Source organism: Nocardioides ginsengisegetis (assembly GCF_014138045.1).
In the GTDB taxonomy this organism is placed as follows: domain Bacteria; phylum Actinomycetota; class Actinomycetes; order Propionibacteriales; family Nocardioidaceae; genus Nocardioides; species Nocardioides ginsengisegetis.
In genome coordinates, this window is sequence record NZ_JACGXA010000001.1 from 3,611,253 (window position 1) to 3,623,744 (window position 12,492).

General features: G+C 72.1%; 11 protein-coding genes. 6 read left to right on the top strand and 5 right to left on the bottom strand.

Translation table 11 applies throughout. The annotated features are described in order from the left end of the window. Positions 1–4: 4 nt before the first annotated feature. Entirely contained in the window at positions 5–940 is a 936-nt protein-coding gene (locus FB382_RS17460) for a Ppx/GppA family phosphatase (RefSeq protein ID WP_125036638.1), read from the bottom strand. Positions 941–973: 33 nt separating this feature from the next. Between FB382_RS17460 and FB382_RS17465 the strand changes: the two genes are divergently transcribed. From FB382_RS17465 to FB382_RS17475, 3 genes are all read left to right on the top strand, one after another. Then, complete coding sequence (locus FB382_RS17465) at positions 974–1,738, top strand: DUF3109 family protein (protein WP_182540968.1); 765 nt, start codon at positions 974–976, stop codon at positions 1,736–1,738. A gap of 70 nt (positions 1,739–1,808) precedes the next feature. Beyond that, positions 1,809–2,447, top strand: a complete 639-nt coding sequence (locus FB382_RS17470; protein WP_182540969.1) for a VOC family protein — start codon at positions 1,809–1,811, stop codon at positions 2,445–2,447. A gap of 104 nt (positions 2,448–2,551) precedes the next feature. Continuing rightward, a complete protein-coding gene (locus FB382_RS17475; protein WP_246377237.1) occupies positions 2,552–3,139 on the top strand; it encodes a class I SAM-dependent methyltransferase in 588 nt (195 codons plus the stop codon). Between the two features lie 7 nt (positions 3,140–3,146). Here the strand turns inward: FB382_RS17475 and FB382_RS17480 are convergent, their stop codons facing one another. After that, a complete protein-coding gene (locus tag FB382_RS17480; protein ID WP_182540970.1) occupies positions 3,147–4,178 on the bottom strand; it encodes a substrate-binding domain-containing protein in 1,032 nt (343 codons plus the stop codon). 143 nt (positions 4,179–4,321) lie between these two features. Between FB382_RS17480 and radA the strand changes: the two genes are divergently transcribed. Together radA and disA are read left to right on the top strand one after the other, a co-directional pair. Then, on the top strand, positions 4,322–5,731 hold the full coding sequence (radA, locus tag FB382_RS17485; RefSeq protein WP_182540971.1) for a DNA repair protein RadA: 1,410 nt from the start codon (positions 4,322–4,324) through the stop codon (positions 5,729–5,731). A 46-nt stretch (positions 5,732–5,777) separates the two neighbouring features. After that, a complete protein-coding gene (gene disA, locus FB382_RS17490) occupies positions 5,778–6,860 on the top strand; it encodes a DNA integrity scanning diadenylate cyclase DisA (protein WP_125036643.1) in 1,083 nt (360 codons plus the stop codon). Between the two features lie 58 nt (positions 6,861–6,918). Here the strand turns inward: disA and FB382_RS17495 are convergent, their stop codons facing one another. Continuing rightward, positions 6,919–7,665, bottom strand: a complete 747-nt coding sequence (locus FB382_RS17495) for a hypothetical protein (protein ID WP_182540972.1) — start codon at positions 7,663–7,665, stop codon at positions 6,919–6,921. A gap of 111 nt (positions 7,666–7,776) precedes the next feature. Here FB382_RS17495 and FB382_RS17500 point away from each other — a divergent pair, with 111 nt between their 5' ends. Beyond that, positions 7,777–8,643: an HhH-GPD family protein gene (locus FB382_RS17500; protein ID WP_182540973.1), complete on the top strand. Its 867-nt coding sequence runs from the start codon at positions 7,777–7,779 to the stop codon at positions 8,641–8,643. Here FB382_RS17500 and FB382_RS17505 read toward each other — a convergent pair. Then, positions 8,609–9,655: a glycosyltransferase family 2 protein gene (locus FB382_RS17505; RefSeq protein WP_182540974.1), complete on the bottom strand. Its 1,047-nt coding sequence runs from the start codon at positions 9,653–9,655 to the stop codon at positions 8,609–8,611. The two genes, FB382_RS17500 and FB382_RS17505, sit on opposite strands and share 35 nt — an antisense overlap. Before the next feature lie 239 nt (positions 9,656–9,894). Then, complete coding sequence (locus tag FB382_RS17510) at positions 9,895–12,477, bottom strand: ATP-dependent Clp protease ATP-binding subunit (RefSeq protein ID WP_182540975.1); 2,583 nt, start codon at positions 12,475–12,477, stop codon at positions 9,895–9,897. Positions 12,478–12,492: the final 15 nt, after the last annotated feature.

A 12,492-nucleotide genomic window follows, 5' to 3' on the forward strand; every position in this document is an offset into this window, starting at 1 on the left:
GGACTCAGCCCAGGACGCTGATCTGGTCGAGGCGCTCCAGGATGACGCCCTCGCGCAGCGCCCACGGGCAGATCTCGAGCTCGGTGAGGTCGAAGATGTCCATGCAGGCCTCGGCGACCAGCGCGCCGGGCACGATCTGGTGGGTCCGGCTCGGCGAGACACCGGGCAGGTCGGCCAGCTCGTCGGGCGGGATCGCGATCAGCTTGGGGATCCACTCGCGCAGCTGCTGCAGCGGCAGCGACCGCGGCACGAGGGGTCCGTCACCGGACGGGGCGGCACCGCAGATCCGGGCCAGCGAGCGGAACGTCTTGGACGTGGCGGCCGCCCGGTCGGGGGACCCGGCACGCAGCAGGTTGCCGGCGTCGCGGGCGATCTCGGCCCGGATCTCCTTGCGGAGCTGGCGGATCGCCTCGTCGTCGGGGCGCGCGCCGCCGAAGAACTGCCGCGCCAGCCTCGCCGCGCCCAGCGGCAGCGACCAGGCCACGTCGGGCGCCTCGTCCTTGCCGCCGGCGATCTCCAGCGAGCCGCCGCCGATGTCGAAGACCGCCAGGCGGCCGGCCGACCAGCCGAACCAGCGGCGTACGGCGAGGAACGTCAGCCGGGCCTCGTCCTCCCCGGAGAGCACCTCGATGCGCACGCCGGTGCGTTCGTGCACGTGGTCGAGCACGGCCTCGCTGTTGACCGCGTCGCGGACGGCGGACGTCGCGAAGCCGAGCATGTCCTCGCAACCCTTGTCCTCGGCGACCACGAGGGCCTGCGCAGTGAAGGCGGTGAGGGCGTCGATGCCTGTCTGGGAGACGGCTCCCGCGTCGTCGAGGTGCTCGGCCAGCCGCAGCGGCTCCTTGTAGGAGAACGCCGGCAACGGGGCCGCACCACCGTGCGCGTCGACGACGAGCAGGTGCCCGGTGTTGGAGCCGATGTCGAGGACGCCCAGACGCATGGTCCGAGGCTACCCGGCGGGTAGGTTGGGGGCGTGCCCGAAGTGGACCTCGTCTTTCCCCGCGCCTACGTCGAGTTCGTCAACCCCGGCGACGAGTCCGAGGTGATGCGCTGCGACCTGACCTGGCTCACCTCGTCGTTCATGTGCATCTTCGGCCAGGGCTGCCAGGGCATCTACGAGACCGCCCCCGACACCGGCTGCTGCACCCTCGGCGCGCACTTCGCCGACAAGGACGACGAGAAGCGGGTGGCGTCGTACGTCGAGCAGCTCGACGAGACGCAGTGGCAGTTCAGGCCGCGGGGTCGCGCGGTCCGCAAGAAGGACTGGATCGAGACCGACGACGAGGGCGACCGCAAGACGCTCACGATCGTGGTCGACGGGCAGCAGGCGTGCGTGTTCCACAACCGCGCCGACTTCCACTCGGGAGCCGGCTGCGCGCTGCACGGGCTGGCGCTGCAGCAGGGACGCAACCCGCTCGAGACCAAGCCCGACGTGTGCTGGCAGCTGCCGATCCGGCGGACCTTCCGCAACGTCGAGCGCCAGGACGGCACGACCTACACCGAGGTCTCGATCGGCGAGTACGACCGACGCGGCTGGGGCTCGGGCGGCCACGACCTGGACTGGTACTGCTCGGGCAACACCGAGGCGCACGTCGCCCTCGAGCCGGTCTACGTCACCCACGAGCCCGAGCTCACCGAGCTGATGGGCAAGCCGGCGTACGACGAGCTGGTCCGGCACTGCGAGGCGCACGTGCGGTCCCGCTCGGCGCTGGCGCTGCATCCCGCCGACCCGCACTAGACATCTCGACATCAAGACAACCGGACCCCGGCGTACGGGTGTTGACAGGCACTGTCCGAGAATGCTTGGCATGCGCCTGGACCATCTTTCTTACGCCGCAGGACCGGATGGCCTCGCCAGCACTGCCCAGCGCCTCGGGGGACTGCTCGGCCGGGACTTCGTGGACGGAGGCGTGCACCCACGCTTCGGCACCCGCAACATGATCATGCCGTTGGCCGACAACACCTACCTCGAGATCGTCGAGGTGCTCGACCACCCGGCCTCGGACAAGGCCCCCTTCGGCCAGGCCGTGCGGGCCCGGTCGGCGCTCGGCGGCGGCTGGCTCGGCTGGGTCGTCGCGGTCGACGACATCACCGTCGTGGAGTCGCGGCTCGGCCGTGAGGCCGCCTCCGGCTACCGGCACCGTCCCGACGGCACCGAGCTGCTGTGGAAGCAGATCGGCATCAACGGGCTGATCGCCGACCCGCAGCTGCCGTTCTTCATCCAGTGGGAGTCGCCCGCCGAGCTGCACCCCAGCGCCGGCGCCGACACGGCGTTCTCGCTCGCGTGCCTGGAGATCGCCGGCGACCCGCAGCGGGTCAGCGAGTGGCTCGGTGAGACCGTCGAGGCTCCCCTGGAGGACGTCAAGGTCGAGTGGGTCGCCCCGCACGGCACCCCCGGCATCATCGCCGCGCAGGTCCAGACCCCCAACGGGCTGGTCCGGATCTGACCGTCCCGCCCGGGGCGATCCCGAGCCCCAACATCTGGCACCACGCGGCGACGTACGAGATCGAGAACCGCGCCGTCGACCCCGACGGCCACCTCGAGGCCGCGATGCGCGACATCGCGGACTGGTCCGGGCGGCACGTGATCGACCTCGGCTGCGGCACCGGCTTCCACCTGCCCCGGTTCGCCACGACCGCGGCCTCGGTCACCGGCGTCGAGCCGCATCCGGACCTGGTCGCGATCGCCCGCCGCCGCACCCGGGCCCTGTCTCACGTGACCGTCCTGGCCGGCACCGCCCAGGCGGTGCCGCTGCCCGACGCGTCCGTGGACGTGGTGCACGCGCGGTGGGCCTACTTCTTCGGCCCCGGCTGCGAGCCCGGGCTGGCCGAGCTGGACCGCGTCGTACGCCGGGGCGGGACCGCGTTCGTCATCGACAACGACGCGAGTCGCTCGACCTTCGGCGGCTGGTTCCGGCGCGGCTACCCGACCGTGGACCCCGACACGGTGGAGCGCTTCTGGTCGAGGCGCGGCTGGACGCGGACCCCGGTCGACATGCGGTGGTCCTTCGCGTCGCGGGCCGACCTGGAGGCGGTGGTGCGGATCGAGTTCACCCGCGAGCTGTCCGATGAGATCCTCGCCGGCCACACCGGCACCGAGGTGGACTACGCGGTCAACCTCTGGTCGAAGGGCTTCTGAGCGGGGCTCAGCTGCTGCCGCGCACGGCCAGCGTGGGCTCGAGGAGCACGCCCGGACCGACGTACGGCGGGTGGCCGAGCAGGCCCTCGAGGGCCTTCACGATCTCGGCGGCCACGTCCTCGAGCGGCTGCCGGACCGACGTGAGGCCGGGCGGCACGACCTGGGCCACCTGGCTGTCGTCGAAGCCGACCACCGCCACGTCCCTGCCGGGCGCGAGCCCGCGCTCGGCCAGCGTGTGGAGCACTCCCATGGCCAGGGTGTCCGACGCGCACACGAACGCCGAGGGCTGCGCCTCGTCGAGGAGCACCGCGCTCGCCTCGCGTCCGGAGGCGACGGTGTCCTCGACGCGGGAGGCCAGCCCGGTCGTGGCCAGGCCCCGCGAGCGCAGCGTCCGCGACCAGCCCGAGCGCCGGTCCTCGCCGATGCGGGAGTCCTTGCGCCAGCCGATCCAGGCGATCCGCTCGTGGCCCCTGTCGAGCAGGTGGGTGGTCGCGAGGTCGGTGCCGGCGGCGCCGTCGACGTCGACCCAGGGGTGGGTGGCGTCGGGGTGGTCCCAGGGCCGCCCGAACGCGACGAACGGGGCGCGCCGGGCGCCGAGCCACGATGCCTGCGGGTTGCCGAGGTAGGTGTCGGTGACGACGAACGCGTCCACCGCCGTGGACCGGAGGAGGTCGTCGTAGCCGGCGAGCGGGTCGTCGTGGTCCCCACCGAAGAGCAGGACGTGGTAGCCCGCCTCGCGGGAGGTCTCCACCAAGGAGTGGACGAAGCGGTCCATCGTGGCGTTGGCGGTGCCCTCCTGGGCGGGGTTCATCCGCATGCCGATCAGGTGGGAGGCGCGGGTGCGCAGGTTGCGGGCGGCCCGGTTGGGCGAGTAGCCGAGCTCGTCGATGGCCTCCTGCACGCGCGCGAGGGTGTCCTCGCGGAGCAGGTCGGGATTGTTGACGGCGTTGGAGACCGTCTGGCGCGAGACGCCCGCGAGCTCGGCGACGTCCGCGAGGGTCGGCGGGGTGGCCGACGTACGTCCGGCAGTCGATGACACCGTGACGCCCCCTTCCCGAGGCCGGCCCCGCCCCCGCGGTCCGGCTCACTTGATCGTTCCAACGACAGCATAGGCGAGGCCGGTCGCGGCGCCACGGCTATCGCGTCCCGGTCCTGTCGGTGCCATCGCCTAGCGTTCCCGTCATGTCGAAGTCACCCCGTCCCGCGTTCCGGTGCACCGAGTGCGGCTGGGAGACCGGCAAGTGGGTCGGCCGCTGCGGGGAGTGCCAGGCCTGGGGCTCGGTCGCGGAGGCCGCGGCGCCGGTGCTGCGGGCCGTCGCCGCGCCCGTCACGCGGGCCGCCGTGCCGATCGGCCAGGTCTCCGTGGAGGACTCCAAGTTCCGCAGCAGCGGGGTGCCCGAGCTCGACCGGGTGCTCGGGGGCGGCCTGGTCCCCGGCGCCGCCATCCTGCTGGCGGGCGAGCCCGGGGTCGGCAAGAGCACCCTGCTCCTCGAGGTGGCCGCCCAGACCGCCCGCTACCAGCACCGCACGCTCTACGTCACCGGCGAGGAGTCGGCCTCGCAGGTGCGGCTGCGCGCCGACCGCACCGGTGGCGTCCACGACGAGCTCTACCTCGCCGCCGAGACCGACCTCGGCGCCGTCCTGACCCACATCGAGCAGGTCCGCCCGACGCTGCTGGTGGTCGACTCGATCCAGACCATCGGGGCGTCGGGGATCGAGGGCGTCCCCGGTGGCGTGACCCAGGTCAAGGAGGTCGCCGCCGCGCTCATCCGCGTCGCCAAGACCCGCAACATCACCACCGTGATCGTCGGGCACGTGACCAAGGACGGCTCGATCGCCGGGCCGCGGGTCCTCGAGCACGTCGTCGACGTGGTCCTGCACTTCGAGGGCGACCGCAACTCCCGCTTCCGCATGGTGCGCGCCATGAAGAACCGCTTCGGCCCGGTCGACGAGGTCGGCTGCTTCGACCTGTCCGCGGAGGGCATCACCGCCGTCACCGACCCGACCGGGCTGTTCGTCGAGCGGCACCACGCCAACGTCCCCGGCACGTGCGTGGCGGTGACGATGGAGGGACGGCGGCCCCTGCTGGCCGAGGTCCAGGCCCTCGTCACGCCGACACCGTCGGACAAGCCGCGCCGCACCACCTCGGGCCTGGACTCCTCCCGCGTCGCGATGGTGCTGGCGATCCTCCAGCAGCACTGCGGGATCCGGCTCCACAACAACGACGTCTTCACCTCCACCGTCGGCGGCGCCCGGCTCAGCGAGCCGGCCAGCGACCTCGCGGTGGCCATCGCCATCGCGAGCGCCACGACCGGGGTGCCCGCACCCCGCGGCGTCGTCGCCATGGGCGAGATCGGCCTGGCCGGCGAGCTGCGCCGGGTGCGGGACCTCCCCCAGCGCATCGCCGAGGCCGCGCGCCTCGGCTTCCAGGTCGCGATCGTGCCCGAGGAGCCGGGCCGGCGCTCCACCCGCCAGCCCGAGTCGTGGGTCGTGGAGGGCATGAAGGTGCTCGACGTCCCGGACATCGTGTCCGCATTGCGACTGCTGCACTTCACCAAGCGCGATCAACCCAGCGCGCGTGACCTAGACTGACCCCGCGGCCAGTTCGACGCCGCAAGCCGAAACGGAGGACGGCGTGGTGGCCACGGATCGCTCGGACGACACGCTGCGCCTACGCGCGACGCTGGCGTCCATCGCCCCCGGCACGGCCCTGCGCGACGGGCTGGAGCGGATCCTCCGCGGCCGCACCGGTGCGCTGATCGTGCTGGGCATCGACCGCACCGTGGAGTCGATCGCCACCGGGGGCTTCACCCTCGACGTCCCCTTCACCGCCACGGGCCTGCGCGAGCTGGCCAAGATGGACGGCGCGATCATCCTCGACAAGGACGTCACGCGGATCCACCGGGCCGCGGTGCACCTGATGCCCGACCACATGATCCCCTCCGAGGAGACCGGCACCCGTCACCGCACGGCCGACCGGGTCGCCAAGCAGACCGGCTATCCCGTCATCTCGGTGTCGCAGTCGATGCAGATCATCGCGGCGTACGTCGGGGAGACCCGCCACGTCCTCGAGGACTCCGGCCAGATCCTCTCCCGCGCCAACCAGGCCCTGGCCACCCTCGAGCGCTACAAGCTGCGCCTCGACGAGGTCGCCAGCACGCTCTCGGCCCTGGAGATCGAGGACCTCGTCACGGTCCGCGACGTCGCGGTCGTCGCCCAGCGGCTCGAGATGGTCACCCGGATCGCCCGCGAGATCGAGGACTACGTCCTCGAGCTCGGCACCGACGGCCGGCTGCTCTCGCTGCAGCTGGAGGAGCTGATCACCGGCGTCGACGCCGAGCGCGAGCTCGTGATCCGCGACTACCTCCCCGCCGGCCGGAGCAAGAAGAGCCCGGAGGCGCTGCTCGAGCGACTCGAGTCGCTCTCCCCCACCGAGCTCGTCGACCCCGCCGCCGCGGCCCGCGCGTTGGGCCTGGGCACCGGCGAGCACCTCGACGGCGCGGTCGCCCCGCGCGGCTACCGTCTCCTGGCCAAGGTCCCGCGCCTGCCCACGTCCGTGGTCGACCGGCTGGTCGACCACTTCGGCACGCTCCAGAAGCTGCTCTCCGCGGGCGTCGACGACCTGCAGGCCGTCGACGGCGTGGGCGAGCTCCGCGCCCGCAGCGTCCGCGAGGGCCTGTCCCGCCTCGCCGAGTCGACGATCCTCGAGCGCTACGTCTGACCCGTCGGCAGTTGCGCCGACTCGACGTCCCTGACGCCGGCAGTTGCGCCAGCTCGACTCAGCGCGAGCTGCTGGGCGACGGCGCCTGCGGCCGCCCGCCGTGCTTGGACTGGTGGGGCGACTGGGTCGGCGACGGCGACCGGGTGATCACCGGGCCGGACGGGGCGTCCAGCTTGAACTGCAGGTCGGCGGGCTCGCCGGCCAGCGCGGCCGCCACCACGTGGTAGTAGCCGGGCAGCGCCCAGTCGGTGAAGCGCGAGCAGGTGTCGTCGGAGCGCTTGGCGTTCCAGGTGAGGCCGACCGTCTCGGTGACCGCCCTGCGGACCACGACGTCCTCGGTGGGGACCACCTTCGGGCACTCGCGGCTGGACCAGATCTCGTCCTTGCCGGAGGTGACCTTGACCGTCAGCGTGTCCTTCGAGACCCGCCAGGTGCAGGCCTCCTCGGTGAGGGTGCGCAGCTTCAGCACGATGCGCACGTCCGACCCGGCGACCGGCTGCTTGACGTCGGGCTCGACCGCGATGTCCTCGTCGTCGCACGGGCCGGAGGGGGCCGCCAGGACGGGCGCGTGGCTGTGGTGCTTGCCCGGCTTCTTGGTGGTGGCCGCGGGGGTGCCGCTCGGCGTGACCGTCACGGTCGGCGCGGCGGCCACGGGCGTCGCGCGGGCGTCCGCCGACGAGGCGTCGCTGCCGCCGGTGAGCACGCGGGCGATCACGACCACCAGGGCCAGCGCGGTCCCGAGCACGAGGAGCCGCCGCGTCCAGTACACGCGGGCCGGCAGCGGGCCACGAGTCAGGGCGGTCATGGCGCAACGCTAGTCAAGGCCGGGCCCTGTCCGGCGCTGCCACACCGACGGTCCGCACGAGATCGGGCCCGGATTCCCTGTCGGGACGGGCGTTGCCCAGAATGGAACGCGATGAGCGCCCTCCACGACCCCGTCCTCGCGTGGTACGACGACCACGCCCGCGAGCTGCCGTGGCGTGGCGTGCAGGCGTCGGCCTGGTCGGTCATGGTCTCGGAGTTCATGCTCCAGCAGACGCCGGTGGCGCGGGTGCTGCCCGTGCACGAGCAGTGGCTCACCCGGTGGCCCACGCCCGCCGACCTCGCCGCCGAGTCGTCCGGCGAGGCGGTGCGCGCCTGGGGCCGGCTCGGCTACCCGCGACGCGCCCTGCGGCTCCACGCGGCCGCGACGGCCATCGTCGCCGAGCACGGCGGCGAGGTGCCCGCGTCGTACGACGACCTCCGGGCGCTGCCCGGCATCGGCGACTACACCGCCGCCGCGATCGCCACCTTCGCCCACGGGCGGCGCCACGTCGTGCTCGACACCAACGTCCGCCGCGTCTTCGCCCGTGCCGTGTCGGGCGTGGAGTTCCCCGCCGCCTCGGTGACCCGCGCCGAGCGCGACGTCGCCCAGGACCTGCTCCCCGAGGACGAGCCCACGGCCGCGAGCTGGTCGGTCGCGGTGATGGAGCTCGGGGCGCTGGTGTGCACGGCGGCCAACCCGCGGTGCGGCGACTGCCCCGTCGCCGGGCTCTGCGCCTGGCGGGCGGCCGGCAAGCCGGCGTACGACGGTCCGCCGCGGAAGGTGCAGACCTGGGCCGGCACCGACCGCCAGTGCCGCGGCCGGCTGCTCGCCGTGCTCCGCGACGCCGAGGGGTCCGTGCCACGGGCCCGGCTGGACGCGGCCTGGGCCGACGAGGCCCAGCGCACCCGCTGCCTGGCCAGCCTGCTCGCGGACGGCCTCCTGGTCAGGACCGACGCAGGAAGCTACGCCCTGCCCTGACCCCGGTCACGGCGTCGAGGACCTTCTGGGCGGAGGCCACAGGCTCGCCCGGGTGGAAGGCCCGCTTCGACTCCGCGGCGACCCGCTCGAGCATGCCGCGCACCTCGTCGAGCGCCGGGAAGTCCGCCGGCTGGTGCGTGCCCTGCCGCGGGTCGACCTCGACGAGCAGCCCGAGGTCGCGCAGGGTGTCGAAGTCGTCCTCGGTGGTGCGCTCGAAGATGCGCATGAGGTACGGCGCCGCCTGCTCCTCGGTCAGCCCCTTGCCGATCAGGGTCCGCAGGGCGATCGCGGTGGGCTCGCGGGCCGGGCGGAAGTTGGCCATCGGTCCGGCCGCCAGGATCGAGGTCCACTTGCGCACGAAGTCCTCGCCCGAGAACGACTCGTAGTGCAGCAGCCGGAGCGAGTCGTCCTGGAAGGACGGCAGCTCCTCCTTGGCCGCGTCGACGCCGTGGTGCAGGGTCAGCCAGACGTCGAGGGCCGGCCGCACGCCGGACTTGCCGTCCACGTGGCCGTGGAAGTAGGCGCCGTTGGAGGGCCGGTCCAGGACGCCGAGGGTCTGGAGCAGCGTCAGGTCGTCCTTGTCGAGGAGGCGCTTGAACCACGTCGGGTCGCCGTCCCAGCTCTTGCGGCTGACCGCCTCCAGCGGGGCCAGCTTCACGACCCGGGTGTCGGCCGGCACGGTGTCGAGCACCGAGCGGTCGACCTGGATGATCTCGTCGGCGTCGATGTGGAACACCCAGTCGACCCCGTCCACCGCGCTCAGCAGCGCCCGGACGGTGTTGGCGTTGACCCGCTGCCGGACGTTGAGCTGGTCGGGACGGTCGCCCTGCCACCACGCGCTGTCGGTACGCACGCACGTGACGTGGGGGTGCTCGTCGAGCCAGGCGCGCACCTCCGGGTCGCCCGCGTCGAGGAAGACGAAGAGGTGGTCCACGCCGCCGGCGAGGTTGCCGGTGACGAACCGCTGGATGTTGGGCAGCGTGTCCTTGACCGTGCTGGCGGTGACGAGCATGCCCCGATCATGCCGCAGGCCGTGGGGGCCGCGTCAGCGGCGTCGCGAGCGGCGTCCAGCGCGTGCGTCGGCAAGGCGTCGGCAAGGCGCCGGCGCGACGGCGGGCCGTGGCCCGACGAGCGCTGGCAACGCAGCCGACGTGCGTGATGGGCGTCGCGCAGCAGCCGTGGACGCGGCCCCCACGGCCGCAAGCCCGGACTCCAGGGAGTCCGGGCTTGCGGTTGCCGATCAGTGTCGGGTCAGTCGGTGTCGCCGGACTTCGGCACGTCGATCGGGCCCTCGGAGTCGTCCGGGCCCTCGACCAGCGCGTCGCCGAGCTCGACGCCCGCGGTCTCGAACGGCGGCAGGTCCGGGAGCACCCCGATCTTCTGGCCCTTGAACGTGAAGCTCGCCGTCGGGCCCTCGCCCTCCACGTCGACCAGCACGATCTGGCCGGGGCCGACCTCGCCGAAGAGCATCTTCTCGGCGAGCACGTCCTCGATCTCCCGCTGGATGGTGCGACGCAGCGGCCTCGCACCCAGCACCGGGTCGAACCCGCGCTCGGCCAGGAGGTTCTTGGCGACCTGGGTGAGCTCGAGAGACATGTCGCGGTCCTTCAGGCGCAGCTCGAGGCCGGCGATCATGTTGTCCACCATGGCGACGATCTGCTCCTGCGTCAGCGGCGGGAACACGATGATCTCGTCGACACGGTTGAGGAACTCGGGACGGAAGTGCTGCTTGAGCTCCTCCGACACCTTGCCCTTCATCCGCTCGTAGGAGCCCGCGCCGTCACCCTGCTGGAAGCCGAGGTTGACGCCCTTGGAGATGTCGCGGGTGCCGAGGTTGGTGGTCATGATGATGACGGTGTTCTTGAAGTCCACCACCCGGCCCTGGGAGTCGGTCAGGCGACCTTCCTCCAGGATCTGCAGCAGGCTGTTGAAGATGTCCGGGTGGGCCTTCTCGACCTCGTCGAACAGGACGACGGAGAACGGCTTGCGGCGGACCTTCTCGGTGAGCTGGCCGCCCTCCTCGTAGCCGACGTAGCCGGGAGGGGACCCGAAGAGCCGCGAGACCGTGTGCTTCTCGCCGAACTCGCTCATGTCGAGCTGGATCAGCGCGTCCTCGTCGCCGAAGAGGAACTCGGCGAGCGACTTGGACAGCCACGTCTTTCCGACGCCCGAGGGGCCGGCGAAGATGAACGACCCACCGGGCCGCTTGGGGTCCTTCATGCCGGCGCGGGTACGCCGGATGGCACGGGAGATCGCCTTGACGGCCTCCTCCTGGCCGATGACGCGCTTGTGGAGCTCGTCCTCCATGTTGAGCAGGCGGGTCGACTCCTCCTCCGACAGCTTGACGATCGGGATACCGGTCGCCACGGCGAGCACCTCGGCGATCAGCTCCTCGTCGACCTCCGCGACCTCGTCCATGTCGCCCGCGCGCCACTGCTTCTCGCGCTCGGACTTCTTCAGGATGAGCTGCTTCTCCTCGTCGCGCAGGCGGGCCGCGGCCTCGAAGTCCTGCCCGTCGATCGCCGCCTCCTTGCGCTGGCGGACGTCGCCGATCTTCTCGTCGTACTCGCGCAGGTCGGCGGGTGCGGTCATCCGGCGGATGCGCAGACGGGAGCCGGCCTCGTCGATGAGGTCGATGGCCTTGTCCGGCAGGAACCGGTCGGAGATGTAGCGGTCGGCCAGCGTCGCCGCCGAGACCAGGGCCTCGTCGGTGATGGTGACGCGGTGGTGCGCCTCGTAGCGGTCGCGCAGGCCCTTGAGCATCTCGATCGTGTGGGCGATCGAGGGCTCCGCGACCTGGATGGGCTGGAAGCGGCGCTCGAGCGCGGCGTCCTTCTCGAGGTACTTGCGGTACTCGTCGAGGGTGGTCGCGCCGATGGTCTGCAGCTCACCACGGGCCAGCATCGGCTTGAGGATGCTGGCGGCGTCGATCGCGCCCTCGGCGGCGCCGGCGCCGACGAGGGTGTGGATCTCGTCGATGAACAGCACGATGTCGCCGCGGGTCCGGATCTCCTTGAGCACCTTCTTCAGGCGCTCCTCGAAGTCACCGCGGTAGCGCGAGCCGGCGACCAGGGCACCCAGGTCGAGGGTGTAGATCTGCTTGTCCTTGAGCGTCTCGGGGACGTTGCCCTTGACGATGTCCTGGGCCAGGCCCTCGACGATCGTCGTCTTGCCGACGCCGGGCTCGCCGATGAGGACGGGGTTGTTCTTGGTGCGCCGCGAGAGGATCTGCATGACCCGCTCGATCTCCTGCTCCCGGCCGATGACCGGGTCCAGCTTGCCCTCGCGGGCGTCCTGGGTGAGGTTGCGGCCGAACTGGTCGAGCACCAGCGAGGAGGACGGCGCGTCGCTCGCGGACCCGCTCGCCGCGGCGCCCGAGGCGGACGACTCCTTGCCCTGGAAGCCCGACAGCAGCTGGATGACCTGCTGGCGCACGCGGTTGAGGTCGGCGCCGAGCTTCTGCAGCACCTGGGCTGCGACGCCCTCGCCCTCACGGATCAGGCCGAGCAGGATGTGCTCGGTCCCGATGTAGGAGTGGCCGAGCTGCAGCGCCTCGCGCAGGGACAGCTCGAGCACCTTCTTGGCGCGAGGGGTGAAGGGGATGTGTCCGCTCGGGGCCTGCTGGCCCTGGCCGATGATCTCCTCGACCTGCGCACGCACGGCCTCGAGCGAGATGTCGAGGCTCTCGAGGGCCTTGGCGGCGACGCCCTCGCCCTCGTGGATGAGGCCGAGCAGGATGTGCTCGGTCCCGATGTAGTTGTGGGAGAGCATGCGGGCCTCTTCCTGGGCCAGCACGACCACCCGACGAGCTCGGTCAGTGAACCGCTCGAACATGCGCATCTCTCCTCA

Coding starts and splice junctions, on each gene's coding strand:
- FB382_RS17460 (WP_125036638.1), bottom strand. CDS start 940: ATGCGTCTGGGCGTCCTCGACATCGGCTCCAACACCGGGCACCTGCTC.
- FB382_RS17470 (WP_182540969.1), top strand. CDS start 1,809: ATGCGCCTGGACCATCTTTCTTACGCCGCAGGACCGGATGGCCTCGCC.
- FB382_RS17475 (WP_246377237.1), top strand. CDS start 2,552: ATGCGCGACATCGCGGACTGGTCCGGGCGGCACGTGATCGACCTCGGC.
- radA (WP_182540971.1), top strand. CDS start 4,322: ATGTCGAAGTCACCCCGTCCCGCGTTCCGGTGCACCGAGTGCGGCTGG.
- FB382_RS17495 (WP_182540972.1), bottom strand. CDS start 7,665: ATGACCGCCCTGACTCGTGGCCCGCTGCCGGCCCGCGTGTACTGGACG.
- FB382_RS17500 (WP_182540973.1), top strand. CDS start 7,777: ATGAGCGCCCTCCACGACCCCGTCCTCGCGTGGTACGACGACCACGCC.
- FB382_RS17505 (WP_182540974.1), bottom strand. CDS start 9,655: ATGCTCGTCACCGCCAGCACGGTCAAGGACACGCTGCCCAACATCCAG.
- FB382_RS17510 (WP_182540975.1), bottom strand. CDS start 12,477: ATGTTCGAGCGGTTCACTGACCGAGCTCGTCGGGTGGTCGTGCTGGCC.